16 protein-coding genes and 1 rRNA gene are annotated in these 17,184 nt (G+C 46.0%); 10 read left to right on the plus strand and 7 right to left on the minus strand.

Features of this window, described 5'->3' with window-relative positions:
* Positions 1-96: 96 nt before the first annotated feature.
* Positions 97-211: ribosomal RNA gene (rrf, locus tag JQX58_RS00005) — 5S ribosomal RNA — on the plus strand.
* Between the two features lie 602 nt (positions 212-813).
* On the plus strand, positions 814-1,365 hold the full coding sequence (locus JQX58_RS00010; protein ID WP_239090099.1) for a DUF2058 domain-containing protein: 552 nt from the start codon (positions 814-816) through the stop codon (positions 1,363-1,365).
* A 38-nt stretch (positions 1,366-1,403) separates the two neighbouring features.
* Here JQX58_RS00010 and JQX58_RS00015 read toward each other — a convergent pair whose 3' ends face one another.
* Together JQX58_RS00015 and JQX58_RS00020 are read right to left on the minus strand one after the other, a co-directional pair.
* Positions 1,404-2,237 (minus strand): polyphosphate kinase 2 family protein, encoded by an 834-nt coding sequence (locus JQX58_RS00015; RefSeq protein WP_204144788.1) that lies wholly within the window; start codon positions 2,235-2,237, stop codon positions 1,404-1,406.
* A gap of 104 nt (positions 2,238-2,341) precedes the next feature.
* Complete coding sequence (locus JQX58_RS00020) at positions 2,342-3,079, minus strand: substrate-binding periplasmic protein (RefSeq protein WP_204144789.1); 738 nt, start codon at positions 3,077-3,079, stop codon at positions 2,342-2,344.
* 199 nt (positions 3,080-3,278) lie between these two features.
* Here JQX58_RS00020 and JQX58_RS00025 point away from each other — a divergent pair, with 199 nt between their 5' ends.
* Entirely contained in the window at positions 3,279-3,929 is a 651-nt protein-coding gene (locus tag JQX58_RS00025; protein ID WP_204144790.1) for a glutathione S-transferase, read from the plus strand.
* 26 nt (positions 3,930-3,955) lie between these two features.
* Here JQX58_RS00025 and JQX58_RS00030 read toward each other — a convergent pair whose 3' ends face one another.
* Genes JQX58_RS00030 through JQX58_RS00040 form a run of 3 tightly spaced genes read right to left on the minus strand, consistent with a single transcriptional unit; the run spans position 3,956 to position 6,463 of the window.
* Complete coding sequence (locus JQX58_RS00030) at positions 3,956-4,975, minus strand: DUF2955 domain-containing protein (RefSeq protein WP_204144791.1); 1,020 nt, start codon at positions 4,973-4,975, stop codon at positions 3,956-3,958.
* A complete protein-coding gene (locus JQX58_RS00035; RefSeq protein WP_204144792.1) occupies positions 4,965-6,029 on the minus strand; it encodes an HlyD family secretion protein in 1,065 nt (354 codons plus the stop codon). The genes JQX58_RS00030 and JQX58_RS00035 overlap by 11 nt, the downstream gene beginning before the upstream one ends.
* Positions 6,029-6,463, minus strand: coding sequence for a MarR family transcriptional regulator (locus JQX58_RS00040; protein WP_204144793.1), 435 nt, complete (start codon positions 6,461-6,463; stop codon positions 6,029-6,031). The genes JQX58_RS00035 and JQX58_RS00040 overlap by 1 nt, the downstream gene beginning before the upstream one ends.
* Before the next feature lie 268 nt (positions 6,464-6,731).
* Between JQX58_RS00040 and JQX58_RS00045 the strand changes: the two genes are divergently transcribed.
* Positions 6,732-8,657 (plus strand): methyl-accepting chemotaxis protein, encoded by a 1,926-nt coding sequence (locus JQX58_RS00045; RefSeq protein WP_204144794.1) that lies wholly within the window; start codon positions 6,732-6,734, stop codon positions 8,655-8,657.
* A gap of 61 nt (positions 8,658-8,718) precedes the next feature.
* On the opposite strand, the gene JQX58_RS00050 is transcribed toward JQX58_RS00045, so the two are convergent.
* A complete protein-coding gene (locus JQX58_RS00050) occupies positions 8,719-9,621 on the minus strand; it encodes a homocysteine S-methyltransferase family protein (RefSeq protein ID WP_204144795.1) in 903 nt (300 codons plus the stop codon).
* Between the two features lie 274 nt (positions 9,622-9,895).
* Between JQX58_RS00050 and JQX58_RS00055 the strand changes: the two genes are divergently transcribed.
* The 4 genes from JQX58_RS00055 (at position 9,896) to JQX58_RS00070 (ending at position 13,401) form a co-directional block, all read left to right on the plus strand.
* Entirely contained in the window at positions 9,896-10,702 is an 807-nt protein-coding gene (locus JQX58_RS00055) for a transporter substrate-binding domain-containing protein (RefSeq protein WP_204144796.1), read from the plus strand.
* A 72-nt stretch (positions 10,703-10,774) separates the two neighbouring features.
* Positions 10,775-11,722 (plus strand): amino acid ABC transporter permease, encoded by a 948-nt coding sequence (locus tag JQX58_RS00060; RefSeq protein WP_204144797.1) that lies wholly within the window; start codon positions 10,775-10,777, stop codon positions 11,720-11,722.
* Between the two features lies 1 nt (position 11,723).
* A complete protein-coding gene (locus JQX58_RS00065; protein ID WP_420827036.1) occupies positions 11,724-12,473 on the plus strand; it encodes an amino acid ABC transporter ATP-binding protein in 750 nt (249 codons plus the stop codon).
* A 40-nt stretch (positions 12,474-12,513) separates the two neighbouring features.
* Positions 12,514-13,401 (plus strand): LysR substrate-binding domain-containing protein, encoded by an 888-nt coding sequence (locus tag JQX58_RS00070; protein ID WP_204144799.1) that lies wholly within the window; start codon positions 12,514-12,516, stop codon positions 13,399-13,401.
* Positions 13,402-13,455: 54 nt separating this feature from the next.
* Here JQX58_RS00070 and JQX58_RS00075 read toward each other — a convergent pair whose 3' ends face one another.
* The gene (locus JQX58_RS00075) at positions 13,456-15,522 is read right to left on the minus strand and encodes a TonB-dependent receptor (RefSeq protein WP_204144800.1); all 2,067 of its coding nucleotides are present in this window, start codon (positions 15,520-15,522) and stop codon (positions 13,456-13,458) included.
* Between the two features lie 151 nt (positions 15,523-15,673).
* On the opposite strand from JQX58_RS00075, the gene fes reads away from it, so the two are divergent.
* Both fes and JQX58_RS00085 read left to right on the plus strand, forming a co-directional pair.
* On the plus strand, positions 15,674-16,957 hold the full coding sequence (fes, locus tag JQX58_RS00080; protein WP_204144801.1) for an enterochelin esterase: 1,284 nt from the start codon (positions 15,674-15,676) through the stop codon (positions 16,955-16,957).
* A gap of 13 nt (positions 16,958-16,970) precedes the next feature.
* Positions 16,971-17,168 carry an MbtH family protein gene (locus JQX58_RS00085; RefSeq protein WP_239090100.1) on the plus strand — a complete coding sequence of 66 codons (198 nt, stop codon included), beginning with the start codon at positions 16,971-16,973 and terminating at the stop codon, positions 17,166-17,168.
* The last annotated feature ends 16 nt before the right edge of the window (positions 17,169-17,184 follow it).

A 17,184-nucleotide genomic window follows, 5' to 3' on the forward strand; every position in this document is an offset into this window, starting at 1 on the left:
CTGTTTCAAAAGACAATTGTTGAAGACATCAAGTTTATGAACTTGCGTGTTTTGGAAAAAGCAACAAGCTACCCAAAACGAACGCAAACCCGTTTGCTTGACGATCATAGAGGCGTTGAACCACCTGATCCCATCCCGAACTCAGAAGTGAAAGGCGCCATCGCCGATGGTAGTGTGGGAGATCCCATGTGAGAGTAGGTCGTCGTCAAGCTTTTAAATTAAAAGAACCCCGTCCTGCGAAGCAGGGCGGGGTTTTTTAATTTCAGAATCCCGTCACCTATCTGTCCACTACAACGGATCCATGTGATGACACGATGCTCCGAAGGAGCCAGTGGCAGACATCCGAAGGATGCCCGCAGGGGATGAAGCGAAGCTTCAGATCATTGTGGTCGTCGTCTCATAACCCTTCATCATTTCGAGTATCGTCGGTCAGGGCTTTTTTACGTCTGGCGAAAAAGCCCAGGCTTGAGAGATTTGTGGTTGAGCGTCGGCGCCAAACACCTTTTGCGCGCCACATATCGGCACCACGCGCCAATATGAAATGGGCGCTGCAAAAGGGTTATGACGCCTACCTCAAAGTTTCTTCAGGGCTTCGGTTCTTGTACGAGGGCGTTCCACGCGCGATCGCAAGCAACGCTTGCTGGGCTTAAGCAAGGCGGCTAGCGCTGCCGATCACGGGCGCAGCATATTGTAAAAAGTGTTTCTTAGAGATCTTACTATTGTGGAGCAATGAATATTACGACAAGCTTAGCGCGTTGTATAAAAGTCGTTATAATGAACGAATTCAAGAATTCCACTAGTGTAGAGGACGTTATGGCGAAATCACTCCAAGAGCAGTTGCTGGGTGCAGGCATCGTTGATAAGAAAAAGGCGAATAAAATCAAAGCCGAGAAGCTGCAAACTAAGCAAAAGGCGAAGAAAGGCCAGGTAGACAATAGTGAAGAGCTGGCTCGCCAAGCAGAGCTGAAGCGTCAAAAAGAAGAGAAGGCAAAGCGCGATAAAGAGCTTAACTTAAAACGCCAAGCTGAAATTGAACATAAAGCTATTTTGGGGCAAATTCGTCAGATCATTCAGCAAAATAGAGTGGCTAAAGACGACGGTGATATCGCTTACAACTTTACTGATGATAAAAAAGTGAAGAAGCTCTACGTCTCTGAAAAAATGCATAAAGACCTATCAGAAGGGCGTTTAGCGATTGCTAAACTAGAGGGTCAATACGAGATCGTACCAAAAGGGATTGCCGAGAAAGTACAGGAGAAAGAACCTGACATGATCTTGGTGTTAAATACATCCTCTCAAGCAGAGACGCTTGACGAAGATGATCCGTATGCAGAATTCCAAATCCCAGATGATTTGATGTGGTAAGTTTTTAAAGGGCCTTCATGGCCCTTTTTTATTTTCGACTATTCGCTGATTTTAATGCCTAGCTGCTTACGTGCAGCTTTTACCACTGCTGGATCCACTGGTGGTGGAGACATGTCCATTTCTTTTGATAGCGCGTCTATAACCGTATTAAGTACTTCGACGCGGGCAAACCATTTTTTATTGCCAGGAATAATGTGCCATGGTGCTGAAATGGTTGCTGTGCGCTGAAACATCTCATCCGTAGCACTTTCATATGCATCCCATTTGCTACGATTGCGGATGTCTTCTTCTGTTAGCTTCCACTGTTTAATCGGGTTATTAAGGCGCTCTTCAAAACGTTTTAGCTGTTCGTCCTTGGAGATGTGCATAAAAATTTTGATGATACGTACGCCGTCATCGGTCAGCATACGCTCGAATTCATTAATTTCTTGATAAGCCCGTTGCCATTCTCGGTCAGACGCAAAGCCCTCTATACGCTCCACCAATACCCGTTCGTACCAAGAGCGGTCGAAAATCGCAATGGATCCAGGCTTAGGTAAGCGAGCTTGGAAGCGATACAAATAATGTCTGCCTTGCTCCTCTTTAGTTGGGGAGGCTATCGGATGGACGCGATAACCTCGAGGGTCGAGCTTTTCCGTTATGCGCCGTATAGCGCCCCCTTTTCCTGCCGCATCCCAACCTTGAAAAACAATAATGGCACGCTTGTCTTGATGATAGTAGGCCTGCTGAACTTGCAGCATTAGATCCTGTGCTTTTTTAAGCTTTTTTTGGTAGTGATCTTTGTCTTTGAGTGCGTATTCCTTTTGCTCGATATCAAGATCGCTGAGGCGTGGTGGATTGGCCATCAAAGTAATTGTGCTAGGGGTGAACATTCCATGCTCCATGTAGTGTGTCCAAAAAGAAGGCCCACAGGAACATTCCTGTGGGCCTTCTTAGCGTACTCTAAGATTATTCTTGTGAACAATCTCAAGGTTCTTTATTGCTGATTAAACTCAGCTAAAATTTCATCGTAACGACCAGAGCCTTGAATCGAGATCAAACCCTTGTTGAACGCATCACGTAGCTCTTCTGCATTAGGTACTGATTTAGAGATCAGTAGGTATAGATCGTTTTCTTCAAGTGGTGGTAGCAGGATTTGTAACTGTGAGCCATCAATGCCTTCAGCTTTAGCCGCTTCTTTGGCTACTGCTAGGCTATCCGCGTATAAGTCAAGTTCACCCGCTTCAAGTGCTTTAACCGCATCTGTTACTTCTGGGTATTCACGTAGGTCGTTGAACGGGTAATTATCAAATGACTCGCCAATAACGGTACCTTCAAGTTTACCAATGCTGTATTCATTAAGGGTTTCGAATGATGCGTAGTTATTAAGCGGGAAGTCTGGTTTTTTGATTAGACCTGCTAATACAGTGTAGATAGGAATTGAGAAGTAGTAATCTTGGGCACGCTCTTCTGAGTAATAGCCACCCACGATCGCATCTTTCTCACCGCTTTTAGCAGTGTCCAGAGCGGTTTGCCATGCAGTAAATTCGATGGTGCTGTCATAACCTGATTCTGCCAATGCTTCCTCTACGATGGCTGTAATAAAGCCGCCTTTTTCAAGACTTTCACCGTAGAACGGTGGCCAGTTCATGGTAGTAAGGTCAACTGTTTGGGCTTGAGCTGTCAGGGGAAGAGCAAGTGCTAGGGCAGAAAAGAATTTGGTTATCTTTTTCATAAGGTGATCCTCTTTTTATGATACGTTCCTGTTGTTTTCATATTCTATGAACATTGTTGTTTATTCTATAGTCAAGCTGTCGTAAATAGATAGCCTGTGGTCGTAATTATTATTTTTTAATCGTTTCTAGCTTAGATCAACAGTATAAAAATGTTAAATTCTTGTAAAGCTAAGCTAAATCATTGTTCTGGAGTAGGTATTGTCTGTTGTCTTGTATAGTTTTCGACGTTGTCCATATGCTATCCGCGCCCGTTACACCTTAGATATGTTGCAGGTGCGTGTGCAGTTACGAGAAGTAGTGCTTAAAAATAAGCCTCAAGCTTTGCTGGATTTAGGGGGGCGTTCTACGGTTCCCCAATTGGTGACGCAGGATGAGCGTTACCCTGAAAGTCTCGATATTATCTTTTGGGCTTTAAGGGCTACCCAAGATCAAACAACGGCACAGCAGTTATGGCCTCAATCTGCGACGACTCAAGCGAAAATACGAACTTGGCTATCTTACAACGATCACTGTTTCAAACCTTGGCTTGATCGTTATAAATACGCCGATCGTCATCCTGAGCATCCTCAGAGTTATTATCGCCAGCAAGGGGAGCGTTTTTTACAACGGCTAGAACAACGTTTAACGGCGCAGACGTATTTAATGGGGCAGAAGGTGAGCCTCGCGGATATTGGCGTGTTTCCTTTTATCCGACAGTTTGCTGGTGTGGATCACGCTTGGTTTGAACAAGCGCCTTATCCAAAGTTAAGGGCTTGGTTGGAGGGGTTTATGTCAAACGAGCGCTTCGCTCGTGTGATGCAGAAATTCCCAGCTTGGGATGCGTCCCAAGCTGTGGTGTATTTCCCTTAGAATGGCTCAAAAAGCCGTTTGAGTGGTTAGGCGTAGTTATTAGTCGCCTCAAATTTGTTGAGGAGATAATCAATGACATAAGCCACCATAAGGACCATTGTCATTGCTACGATAACAGAGCTAAATCGGTAGAGTGCAGTGTAGAAAATATCGCTATGTGGCGTGAGGTATTGGCCATAAAGGATTCCGATGGTCGTCAAGGCGCCAAAACCTATGCCGGAGCCGGAGCGCTCGACTAGGTGAAAATAGGCGGTGATCATTACGGTAATAAATAAAGAGATAGTGACGAGAAAGAAGTTACCAATCAGTGTGTACATGAAAATCTGCATAATCAAGGCTAGGCCACAGCCGTAGGCGACACCTTTTGAGCGCTTTTTGGCGCTGCCTATCGAGCCTTGATAAGTCATGGGAAACAAAATCAGCATGGTCGCCACTTGAGCCGAGAGCGAGTCTTTTAGATCAAATACTTGGAAGACAATGAAAGATAATGTCGCCAAACTTGCACCCAATAACGTGCGGTGATTAATTTGTGCTGCGGAAGGCTTAGGAGGCGGTGAACCTTTAAAAGGCTCAGTATCCGGAATTAACCAATAGAGTAAGTAAGCACTGGCAACAGAGATCAGTGCTGCTAGCATGGTCGCAACGACCATATCTGTGGCTTGCCCAGCATCGTAACTGCCAAAATTAACTAGAGTAGATAGCGTAATTAAGCCTGACGCCCACATCAAAAAATGACTGGTGGTCAGCATAAACCGGAAGTGATAACCAAAGATGAAAAAGATCGCCAGCATCATCGCGGTTGGAAACGGCTTGAAAAAGGTCTGCAAAATCCACATCTCTGCAGCACTGATGAATGCACCGACGATGAACTCAATGGCCAAGGTACGGTTAAATACGGGGACCATGCCTAGCAATAACATCGGGAACACTGTGAAGAAGACCCCGTAAGGCCAATCCATCAACTTGCAGCATGCAAAACCAATGGTAGTGCCAAAAGCGATGCGCAAGAGGCGTCGCTTTTCGCTGGCTTTCATCTCAATAAACATAGTGCAGTAGGCTCACAATACGCATTTGCAAATGACCAATCCAGCGGAAGATAGCGTTGTCACTAGACTCGACCATAACCGTTGCCTTAGAGCCACTGACTAGGGAGCTTGGTGTCTCACCGTGCTGTTTAACATAGACACGGATACGTTGTGCATCACGTACCCAGCGATCGCTATCGTCCGGCGTAGCCAATACACCATTTGCCATGTTTTGGCCTTGGGCAATACCAAAGTCTCGACTTACCAGCTCACCTTCAAACAATCGTCCTGGAAAGGCATCGTAGACAATCAATGCCGCTGTACCAGGCTCAACATTGGTGATACTTTTTTCACGAAAATCTGCTGTGATTCGGTCTTTTCCTGTGACCACTAGCGATAACAGAGATTGGCCCGATTGAGTGATCATGCCAGGGACGAGCTGCATATTTGAAATAACGCCATCTTGAGGGGCGTAAATGGCGGTTCTTGCTAGGTCAACTTTGGCATCTGCTAGGGCGTTACGGGCACTGTTCACGTCGAGATTATTATCTTCATCTTCCCCCAAGGCTATTAAAATGGCGGATTTGCGCGCTTCGATGGCTTTTAAGTTTGCGCGGCTGGCTTGTACTTGTGTTTGGGCTTGATCGACTTGCTGCTCGCTAACCATATCCTGCTGTCGCAGTTTACGAAGACGCTGATATTCACGTTCATTCTCCTGTAGCGTGACTTTTGCTGAGGCTAACTCTGCATTCGCCTCAGCGATATTCGCTTTTAAGGTTTGGTTGCTTTGATGCGCTTGTTGGAGCGTAAGCTCCGCTTGACGCATGGCCAGCCGGTAATCGGTATCGTCGATTTTGAACAGCAGGTCGCCCTTTTTGACGTGCTGATTGTTTTCAACAGCGACCTCTACAACTTGGCCTGAGACTTGGGGCGCGATGCTCAGTACAGGTCGTTGTAAGGTAGAGTAACTGGTCATAGGGATAGTGACGTCTGCGATGACAAGGTAGGCAAAAATCACAAAAAAAAGCGCGATGGCGCGCTTCATCCAACGGTTAAAGTGAACGTCTGGTGTCATTAGTTTTGTCGACTCATAGTTTGGGCATTAGAGATAATAGTGAGCAGGGCATCGTCGAGAAGCTCGCGTTGCTCAGTTGACAATCCATTGAGTAAGGCAGCTCGGCCTTCATCGGCCATTTGTTGCATTTCAATCAATTGCGTTTTGCCAGCATCGGTAAACCATAGTGTTTTGCGGCGAGCGTCGCTTGGCGACTCTTTGCGCTTAATGAAACCGGCTTGCTCTAGTTGATTGAGAGTACGTATAACGGAGGGTTGCTCAATTCCCATGGTGTTGGCTAAATCACTTTGTGTGCATCCTTCGCCTAAGCGGTTTAAGTGCATCATAGCGATCCATTTAGATTGGGTGAAACCTATCTGCGCCATCCGGTCATCAACTACATGACGCCAATTAAGCGCTGCGCGGGCGAGGTTCCAACCGATATTTTGGTCCATAATGATAAATTCTTATTTAGTTAGCATGCTAGCTATTTTATGTAATACATAGCAGGCTAATCAATTAGGAATGAAGACTTGCGTAATCTTTGTCAGTTTGTGTTGACGATTAAGGGGGGAGGGCTACCTAACATTAAGCTTTTCTTTACAACATAAACGTGCAATTGTTATACAGAATATTACGTTAAAGCAAAGCCTGCTTTGCTAAGCTCGTACCAAGGAAAAGGCCACCAACTAGAATAAGAAATTCAGGATTGGAGTTAAGCGTATGTCTTTACAAAGAAAATTCATTTTTACCACGTCAGCTATTGTCGCAGTCATTGCTCTGATCATAGTGGCACTTGTGGTTTCCAATACACAAAGCACTATCAGTAAAAGCGTTGAGCAAGAAAAGGAACGTTTGAGCGCCGATATCACACGACTACTAGATGTCACAGACAGCTTAGTGTCCTCTAAAGTGCAAAGTAGTATGAAGTTGCTGATCCAGCGAGGTCAGTCAATTGGTCAGCCCACCCAAGGTGAGCGTGTTGCAGTGGGTGAGCGCAATCCGCCAAACCTCCTATTAGGTGGGGAGCCACAAGCAAATAATTACGATTTAGTCGATGGCCTGACCAGTGTGATGGGAGGGACAGCTACTTTATTTAGTCGTGATGGCAGTGACTATGTGCGAGTCACGACCAACGTTATTAAAGGCGATGGTCAGCGCGCGACAGGTACTATATTGTCGCCAAATGGCAAAGCGATTAAAGCCATTAATCAAGGCGAAGCCTACTACGGCCAAGTGGATATCTTAGGACGTCCTTTCTTGACGGGCTACGCACCGATCAAAAATGGCAACGACACTATCGGTATCTGGTATGTCGGCTACTCTGCAGACTTAAAGGAATTAGAAAGCGTGATCGACACAACCAAGATTCTAGAGTCTGGGTTTGTGGCGTTGCGTGATGGCAAAGGCAACATCCGTGTGCATTCCTCACACGTTACGCCAGAGCAAATCGAGCAAGTGGTGAACGGTGATAGTGAAGATTGGGCTTACACAATCAAGCCATACAACAAGTGGGGTTATGACGTCGTTTTGGCCTATAGCAACAAAGAGGTCAATCAGCTTGCTACACAAGAAGCCATTAACGCAGCCATATTTGTCATTATCGGTGGTGTTATTTTAGTTCTGGTGATTGCTTACCTAGTGAAATCTTTTGTCGGTACTCCGCTACGCCGTTATGTTGATTCGATTCGTGATATCGCTGAGGGAGATGGGGATTTAACCACGCGTTTTGATGCCAGCAGTCATGATGAGCTAGGGCAAATGGCGCAAGGTTTTAATACCTTATTGGATCGCATTCAAAACACTGTACGTGAATCTAAAGAGGCTTCTCGCCAACTTGCTGGCTCAGCGACGGTGCTGTCAGACGCCTCAGCGAAGGCAAGTCAATCAGTACAAGCTCAAGAAAATGACATTGAGCAAGTGTCTGCTGCGACCCATGAAATGAGTATTGCTGCTGAAGACGTGGCTCAGAATGCTTCTTCTGCCGAGCAACAAGCGCACAGCGCAAATGATAAGGTTAATGAAGCCAATCAAACGCTGAGTAATACGATCATGAACATTGAGCGTCAAGCTCAAGCGATCGAGAGCTCAGGCCAAGTGGTACAAGAGCTGGTTAATGCTAGTGAAGACATCAGTAAAGTATTGGAAGTAATCAGTGACATTGCTGAGCAAACCAACCTACTTGCTTTAAACGCTGCGATCGAGGCGGCTCGTGCCGGTGAGCAAGGTCGAGGTTTTGCTGTGGTGGCGGATGAAGTCCGCTCTCTGGCGAGCCGTACACAGGCGTCTACCGAAGAAATTCGAGAAATGATTGAGCGTCTACAACGCGGTGGCCGCGAAGCATCGACACAAATGGAAAGCAACAAAAAAGGCGCTTTAGAAAGTGTTGAAAGTGCCAAGCATGCAGGCACTATGCTGGAAAATGTCTTGGAATCTGTGCGCATGATCTCAGAATTCAACACGCAGATTGCCAGTGCCGCTGGTCAACAACGCCAAGTGTCTAATGAGTTAAGCCAGAATATTGAGTCCATTAAGCGCGCGGGTGAAGACAGCTCGACCTACTCACTACAAACCATGGAGGCGAGTAAGCAGCTTAATGCGCTGGCCCAAAATCTTAATAACCAGCTCGGGTCTTATAAAACCGACTGATTTGAGAATAGAAAAAGCCCACTTTAGAAGTGGGCTTTTTATTTCACCAAAGCTTTTAGTCTTATGAGAGTTTGTTGGCCAGAGCACGAATATGGTCTGGTCCAATACCGCAACAACCACCAATTAAGGTCGCCCCTTGCTCTTTCCAGTGTTCAGCCCACGTTAAATAAGATTCGGGGGTTAGATCTCCACGTAGTTCATCCAAACCATCATTCGCTGTTGCATCTTTAGGTTGTGGCGGGAATGCGTTGGCGTAGGCCCCCAGTTGAATAGCTTGATTAGGAAGCACTTGTTTTGCTACTCGAATTGCGTCCGCAATAATTTCAGGCTGGCAGCAATTAAACAAAATACCTTGAACGCCAGCATTGGCCATAGCAATAACAGCTTGCTCGACTGATTCGCCTGAGCGTAGGCGCGGTATGTCTGATACGTCAGCATCTTCTAGAGTAAATGAAACCCAATAAGGTTTATTGGCCGAGCCATCGATTTCATCAACCAGAGCTTTCATTTGCAGCGTTTCTGCCAGCAAACTTTGTGTCTCGTTGAGCCAAAGATCAACGCGTGGCGCCAACGCTTCAATGATAGGGCGTGCAATTTGTTCAGCACGATCTGCTTTATAAAGATCTGCGCGATAAGAGCCAAACAATGGTGCCAAGGAACCTGCTACCAATACAGGCTCAGGGCATTCCTCTGCCGCTTCGCGCGCGACGCGTGCTGACTCGATCACCAGTTCTGTTACGCGTTGCCCAAAAACGTCTTCACCAATATGAAAAGGGACCAGCGCATAGCTATTGGTCGTAATAACTCGTGAGCCAGCATCGATGAAGGCTTTGTGGACTTCTTTAACTATTTCTGGCGCTTCCATCATAGCTAGAGCTGACCACTCAGGTTGTTTAAAAGGTGCGCCACGACGCTCCAACTCACGGCCCATACCGCCGTCTAAAATAGTGACCGATGATTGCATAATAATTTCCAAGACTTTGTGTCGTATCGCTTAACAGTGGACAATGGCGAGCATAGTACTTTAATTATAAAATATTGGTCAATCTGTAGTTTTTTAGCGATATAATGGCTTAATGATGAGTAATTAGCCTATATCTATTAAAAAAATTTGGTCTTAGGGGTGGATTAGATAGTTACTCTTAGCACATTTTTTCCGCTATATTGTTGCGCCAATTATGCTTGAAACACTCAGTATCCACTGTTTATTCAGTGCGGTTATCGATGCGAGGAATACTATGAAATTTGGTCTTAAGAAGGCGTTCTCTGGACTGGCAGTCATCGGAGCATTGTGCTCCTTAAATAGTCATGCCGCCGAACCTGCTATCGACAGTATATTGTCTAGCGGCGAGCTGAAAGTGTGTTTTGAAGCCGGTTATATTCCTTTTGAAATGAAGACCAAAGATGGCCGCTTTATTGGCTTTGATATCGATATTGCTAAGCATATGGCACGCTCAATGGATGTGAAGTTCACACCTGTTAATACCGCTTGGGATGGTATTATCCCCGCTTTACAAACAGGTAAGTGTGACATCATCATTGGCGGCATGGCCATTACACCGCAGCGTAATCTAAAAGTGATGTTTGCCGATACGTACATCGAAATCGGTCAGACCGCGTTGATAAAGCCAGAGCTTGTAGGGCAGGTTGAGTCTTATCGTGATCTTAATGATCCTAAGTACACATTGGTGTCGCAGATTGGTACAACTGGTGCGCAAGCCGCAAAAAAATATTTCCCTAAGGCGAAGTTAGACCTGTTTGAAACCTCAGCCGATGCGGTGCTTCAAGTGTCTAATGGCAAAGCAGATGCGTTCATATATGACCTTCCTTACAATGCTTTGTACGCCTCTCAGCATAAAGACAATGTGATTCATTTAGACCAGTCTTTTACTTATGAGCCGCTGGGGTGGGCGATTCGTCAAAACGATCCGAACTTCCTAAACTTCTTAAATAACTATCTTGTACAGATTAAACAAGATGGCTCTTACGATCGTATCTATTCTAAGTGGTTCGAATCCGATGCGTGGGTCGATAGCATCCAGTAAGTTCGGTCGGTACATTTTTTATATTTCCAAGAGTCTATAGATTTATAGGCTCTTTTTTATTTAAGAGAACTCATGCAAACAAACTCTTCACGTTGGTCCGGCCACGCGTTGTATTTACTGATCATGGCCATGCTGCTTTCGGGTGTGTATTTCGCAGGCCAGAAAATCGATTATTCCTGGCATTGGGAACGATTGTGGCCTTACATTGTAAACACCGAGTCACAAGATATTGTGGCGATAACAGATGGCACCGCTCTGGTTGATGAATCCGGGCAGTTAACCATACAGCCTGACTTTGGTGGCGACCCACAAGTCGTTCAGCGATACGATACGTTAGTGTCGCGCAACGGCGATCTGATTTTTCAGGGCGATACGATAGCGCGTATCGATGGATGGCGCTTTGGCCCCATTGCGCAGGGGCTTTGGGTGACGATAAAGATTTCATTTATCTCGCTTATTTTTGCTGTGTTGCTGGGCATTATCTTTGGCTTAATGCGTGTGGCACATGGTCAAGTTTGGCGTAATTTAGCGTTGACCTATGTCGAGGTGATACGCGGCACGCCACTGCTGGTACAGATTTTTATAGTCTATTTCTTTATCGGCACTGTATTTGATTTAGATCGCTTTACGGCGGGTGTGGCTGCTTTGTCTATTTTTACGGGGGCTTATGTGGCTGAGATCGTACGCGCAGGCATACAATCAGTCCCTGTTGGTCAAATGGAAGCAGCACGCTCATTGGGCATGAACTACGCCCAGGCCATGCTTTACGTCATTATGCCTCAAGCGATTAAGCGCACTTTACCGCCACTTGCGGGGCAATTTATTAATCTCATCAAAGACTCGTCGCTCGTGTCCGTTATTTCTATCACGGATCTTACCAAGGCTGGTCGTGAAGTCGTGAGCGGTAGTTTTGCACCTTTTGAAGTATGGTTTACGGTGGCTGCTTTATATTTACTGGTAACAGGTGGGTTGTCTTGGATGATTCAGCGATTAGAGAAGAGGTTAGCTGCCAGTGACTGATATCAATGAAACGGTAAAGCCCTTACCGCTTATCCAAGCAAAGCAAGTTAATAAAGTGTTCGCCAATGGCTGCCATGCACTGAAAGATGTGTCGCTTGATATCTTCCCCGGGGAAGTGGTCGTCATTATTGGCCCTAGCGGTTCTGGTAAGTCAACTTTCTTGCGCACGCTAAATCAACTGGAAAGTATTTCGTCTGGCCATATTCTGTTAGATCAAGTCGATCTCACGGACTCTCGCACGGACATTAATAAAGTGCGTGCTGATGTAGGCATGGTATTTCAAGCATTTAACTTATTCCCACACAAAACGGCTTTGGGGAATGTCATGCTGGCACCACTTAAAGTACAGCGACAAAGCAAAGCAGAAGCTCAGCAAACGGCACGAGATCTGTTGACCCGAGTTGGCCTTGCCGATCGATTTAACAACTATCCATCTCGATTATCTGGCGGACAGCAGCAGCGCGTCGCAATCGCTCGTTCGTTAGCGATGAAGCCTAAAGCGCTGCTGTTTGATGAGCCTACTAGTGCACTGGATCCAGAGATGGTAGGTGAAGTGCTAGATGTGATGAAAGAGCTAGCAAAAGAAGGTATGACGATGGTGGTCGTCACCCATGAGATGGGATTCGCCCGAGAGGTCGCTGATCGTGTTGTGTTCATGGAAGACGGCGAGTTAGTGCTTGAAGAAACGCCCGAACGCTTTTTTGATTCGCATCATCCGCGCTTGCAACGTTTTTTAGGTCAGGTACTCTAGCGCTTCGTTTATCGACTAAGTGCGACTTATTAGAGTAATCATGAACCAGAAGTCTTTACCGCCGCTCAATTGGCTGCGTACCTTTGAAGTGTCAGCGCGTAGCTTGAACTTTACCAAGGCAGCGCAAGAGCTGCACTTAACTCAAGGGGCTGTGAGCCAACAAATCCGTTTGCTTGAGGCGCATTTAGGTGTGCCCTTATTTAAACGTTTGCCCCGTGGGTTAGCACTTACTGACGAAGGAATGTCTTATCTTCCTGTGGTGCAAGACTCAATCTCGCGTCTGGCCGCGGGCACTCATGAATTGTTCAGTCAGGATCAATCGGTGCCAGTTAAAATTCGTGGCAGCTTATCTTTTTTTGTACATTGGCTAGCTCCACGCTTACCAGACTTTCAGCGTTTGTATCCTAATACAGATTTACGCTATATAAGCTCCCTGTGGGTCAAAGACAGCGAGGCAGATGATGATTTTGAAATTCGTTGGGGCAATGGCCAATGGTCTGGTTACATCTCACAGCGATTAAGCTGGGATACTTTATTTCCGGTGTGTGCGCCTGAATTATTAGAGCGCCTGCCAATCCAAGTTATCGATGATTTAGCAAAGCATACTTTGCTGCATGTGCTGGGCTATGAAGAAGGTTGGGGGTACTGGCTTTCTATGGTCAATGCGAGTGATGTGGATTCTTCTAGAGGCATGCAACTGGACACTATGTTAGCGTCGTTACGCATGGCAGAACTAGGGATGGGAGTAGCTTTAGCACGCTCATCTATGGTCGAAGATATGTTGGCTGACGGTCGCTTAGTCGCTCCCTTTAGTCATCAGATTGAAGCCGGGGAGTCATTTTACTTGGTAAAACGGTCTGGTACCCAATTATCCAATGAGGCACAACAATTTTGGAATTGGCTAGAGCGGAAAGTTAGGTCAAATTGATAAAAATGCGGTAGGAAGACCATACCTACCGCATAATTTTGACTTTTTGTATGACTACATACGGTAGGTAGCGCTTAAACCAATGGTTCGAGTTTGGCCAACCGATGCTCGATCACCATTGTTTTGGTAGATGATATCTTCGTCTGTTAGGTTTTTGATATAACCATCAATAGTTAAGTCACCTTTTACATATTGTAAGCGCGCATCTGTGCGGACATAGTCGCCGGCTTTAGTTTCTTCATCATTGCTCAAACCAGAGTAGTACTCACCAACATAAGTCACATCTGCACCAAATGACCAGCGCTCACCAATATATTGGGTAAAGCCTGCTCCGATATTAGTGTTGGGGGCGCTGGGAAGCTCATTGCCGACATCACTAGTTTCATCTTGGTCAATTTTGCTATCCAATAAGCCTAACGAGCCGCGGAGTTCTAAGTTGTCGCTAGCCCATGTCGTTGCCTCTACTTCTAAACCGTAAGAATGCGCCGCATCGATATTGTTAATACGGTCATTGTACATAGCTTGGTAGTCACTATAGTCGTTGTAGAAAAGAGAGGCATTGACTGTTGAGCCATTACCGAACTGACTTTTACTACTAAGTTCGTAAGTGACGACTTCTTCACTGTCATAGGTATAGAATTCGCGTGTTGAATCCCATTGGTAAGCTGAACCCCCTGGGCTATAGCCCTTGCGTACACTGGCGCCAAGCGTTGTGCTATCGGAAATAGCATGTGTTAGCCCAAGCTTAGGTAATAGGTTCGTTTCGCTGTCATCGTGGTCTACATCAACACGTCCATCATTAACAATAAAACGTTCAGCATCTTCTTTCTCTAATCGAGCGCCACCAATAAGACTGGTGCGCTCAGTGAGAGCATAGTTGCCTTCAGAGTAGAGGGCTAGAGTGGTTGTAGTTGTGTCATTGGTGGTGTACCAATCTCGTTCGCGATAAGTAATATCAGTATCGGCGTCTTTTTTGGAAGCATAGAAGCCAATCACGCCCGTTAGAGCAGAGTCTTGATTATTAAATATAATGCGGTTTTCCAACGTGGTGGTATCTTTTACCAAATCCAGCATGGTGTTACCTGGGTATTCAGCAAAGCTAATATCACTTTTGCTCTGTGATATGCGTAGTGAATTACTAACGCCACCTCCTAGATCGTAATCGATATCTGCTGCAATAGAATCGGTAGTTGAGTCTTGTAGGCGGGTGTTACGACGACTTTCACCTAGGACCATTGTCTGACCTTTAAAGTCATCTTCTGCATCATTGGCCCAACTCAAGTATTCACCATCGTACTTGTGATGTTCCACTGTTAATTTAGTTGTTAGGTTGGGGTTGCCGGCTGGCTCCCAAAGCAACTTACCACGAATATTATAGTTCTCTGCATCATTTACATCAGGGCCTGTGTCCAGTTGATCTGTCTCCTGATCGTAATTCATCCAGCCTTCGCCTTTCGTACCATCTAAAGCGATACGATAGGCAAGCTCATCATCAATAAGCGCGCCTGAAGACATCGCCGCCAAGTTATATTTTAAATTACCATTTTCGTAATTTTCTAATCCAGCACGTACCGCAGCCTCGTCCGTGTAAGTAGGATCGTTAGTCTGAATGACGAGAGCACCGGCAATGGAGCTGGTGCCTTGAGTAGTGGACTGCGGACCTCGAAGTACTTCTACTTGCTGAGCATCCCAGACACCATTCGGTGTGAAGTTGTAACCAGCCCAGTCTTGTGTGCCACCGTCAATCACGGTGGCAACTCGTGATCGAGCGCCCGTGATCAATGCATAGCCACCTGATGCAGCACCATTACCACTCATGCCTCGAATCGCCACATTACCAAAAGCTGAAGTCGTCACGTTAGGAGCTTGTGTTGCGACTTCTCTAAGGTTTTTGGTCTCGCCACTGGCGAGATCTTCACCGTTGATCACTGTAACAGCAGTGGTGGTGTCCTTAATATTTTTATCTATTTTCTCACCCGTCACCATCAGTGCTTCCATGGTGATTGGCTCTTCCGAGTGAGCTTGAGCAGAGATCAACGCACTATTAATTGAAATAACGGATAGTGCGACAAGAGACAGTGTGCTTGGTCGTTTATTGGGTGCTTTCGAACTGAGTGGCATGATGTTTCGTCCTTTATTAGCCAGTTTTAGTTATTAATTTTGCTGTTTATTGGTGCAAAACAATTGTAAAGCGGGAAACACTATATTGATAATGAGAATGATTAGCAATACCATTTGTTTGTTGTTGCCACTTTTCTATACAGGAGACCCTATGCTTAAGGACGATAAGGCAAACCTTGGCTTTGCTCTGCAAGCTACGCCAAGCTGGTTGTTAGACCACAATATTGGTAGTGACGAATGGTGGATAAGGCTTGCCGAGCAAGGCATGCCTTTTCAGACACTCTTAGCATCTAAATACGCGAGAGTCGACTTTTGTTGGCGTGACCCTGATGGTGTGTCATCTGATGTGCAATCAGTTCTATTAGAGGTAAATGGAATCACTAGCCATCGAACTTGGGAGCCGGTTTCGTTAAACCGAATAGAAGGTACGGATGTTTGGCATGGCATGCTTGTCATGCCAGCCGATTGGCGAGCAAGTTATCGCTTTATTCCTTTGACTCAATATCAGTCTCCAATATATGGCAAACAACACAGCGACGGCTCGTCAGCTTCACAGCGTCGTTGGTATATGTCGATCATACAAAATAGCTGTCATGACCCTTTAAACCCTTTGCCGCTCATCAATGAGTGTAAGTCTGCTTTGCATGGTTTGGCGGCAAAGCCTGAGCTTGGTTTTCAAGACTGGGAGAAAGGAAGCTTCGTTCGCGACGATGGCCAGATCCAAGCGTGGCAGTGGTTTAGTAAACGTTTGTCCAATACGAGAGCTATTCAATACCTTGATACGGCCCCTGCTGATTTAGGCAAAAAACGTGTTGTGCTGCTATTAGATGGCCAGAAATGGGGCGGGGCTTCTGGACTACCGACCGTACTGAAGCAGCTAACTAATGACAATGTTTTGGCATCTGCTCATTACCTTTTTATCGATTCCATAAGTGATGAAGTACGTAGTCATGAATTAGCGTGCAGTACTAGTTTTTGGCAGGCCATTTTTGAAGAGTTAATACCGGCACTCCGATCGCAATTTCCGATCCCTGTGCTAGCGGCTAATACCTTGGTGGCTGGTCAGAGCTTGGGTGGTTTATCGGCTGCTTTTGCAGGGCTTTATTGGCCCCAGTTAGTGTGTCAGATCATTAGCCTATCGGGATCGTTTTGGTGGCCAAATGGACGTCCTGGTTTTTGGCCAGAGTCGGGATCAACGAGCCTGTTTGAGCGCCTTAATTTGGGAGAGGTAAGTGCTCAGCATCTTCAGGCCTATTTTAGTGTCGGTAATGGTGAGTTGGACATGCACGCTGACAATGACCAAATAGTGGCTGCTATGCGAGAAGAAGCCTCTGTAGTGTACGAGCAGTTTCAAGGTGGACATGACTGGCTATCTTGGCGATCTGAACTGATAAATGGTTTAAAGCATTTAATCCCAGCTGCGCAGACAGCTTAAGCAAGGAGTGGTTATGAGTGACATTCAGGTAAACCCATTTGATGATGAAACACAGACATTTTATGTATTGGTTAATCATCTGTTGCAGCACAGTCTATGGCCCACGTTTGCGCAAATGCCCGCTGGCTGGAAAAGTGTTTTTGGCCCAGCCAGCCATGGCGAATGCTTGGCTTATGTCACGCAACACTGGACGGATATTCGTCCCCAATAAAGCCCAAAAACCGCTG

This window comes from Marinomonas ostreistagni (genome assembly GCF_016888445.1).
GTDB classification, from domain to species: domain Bacteria; phylum Pseudomonadota; class Gammaproteobacteria; order Pseudomonadales; family Marinomonadaceae; genus Marinomonas; species Marinomonas ostreistagni.

Bases quoted from the DNA above. Each gene is read 5' to 3' on its own strand.
- JQX58_RS00015 (WP_204144788.1), bottom strand. From the start codon at position 2,237: ATGTTCACCCCTAGCACAATTACTTTGATGGCCAATCCACCACGCCTC.
- JQX58_RS00010 (WP_239090099.1), top strand. From the start codon at position 814: ATGGCGAAATCACTCCAAGAGCAGTTGCTGGGTGCAGGCATCGTTGAT.
- JQX58_RS00060 (WP_204144797.1), top strand. From the start codon at position 10,775: ATGCAAACAAACTCTTCACGTTGGTCCGGCCACGCGTTGTATTTACTG.
- JQX58_RS00070 (WP_204144799.1), top strand. From the start codon at position 12,514: ATGAACCAGAAGTCTTTACCGCCGCTCAATTGGCTGCGTACCTTTGAA.
- JQX58_RS00030 (WP_204144791.1), bottom strand. From the start codon at position 4,975: ATGTTTATTGAGATGAAAGCCAGCGAAAAGCGACGCCTCTTGCGCATC.
- JQX58_RS00035 (WP_204144792.1), bottom strand. From the start codon at position 6,029: ATGACACCAGACGTTCACTTTAACCGTTGGATGAAGCGCGCCATCGCG.
- JQX58_RS00085 (WP_239090100.1), top strand. From the start codon at position 16,971: ATGAGTGACATTCAGGTAAACCCATTTGATGATGAAACACAGACATTT.
- fes (WP_204144801.1), top strand. From the start codon at position 15,674: ATGCTTAAGGACGATAAGGCAAACCTTGGCTTTGCTCTGCAAGCTACG.
- JQX58_RS00055 (WP_204144796.1), top strand. From the start codon at position 9,896: ATGAAATTTGGTCTTAAGAAGGCGTTCTCTGGACTGGCAGTCATCGGA.
- JQX58_RS00050 (WP_204144795.1), bottom strand. From the start codon at position 9,621: ATGCAATCATCGGTCACTATTTTAGACGGCGGTATGGGCCGTGAGTTG.
- JQX58_RS00045 (WP_204144794.1), top strand. From the start codon at position 6,732: ATGTCTTTACAAAGAAAATTCATTTTTACCACGTCAGCTATTGTCGCA.
- JQX58_RS00075 (WP_204144800.1), bottom strand. From the start codon at position 15,522: ATGCCACTCAGTTCGAAAGCACCCAATAAACGACCAAGCACACTGTCT.
- JQX58_RS00040 (WP_204144793.1), bottom strand. From the start codon at position 6,463: ATGGACCAAAATATCGGTTGGAACCTCGCCCGCGCAGCGCTTAATTGG.
- JQX58_RS00020 (WP_204144789.1), bottom strand. From the start codon at position 3,079: ATGAAAAAGATAACCAAATTCTTTTCTGCCCTAGCACTTGCTCTTCCC.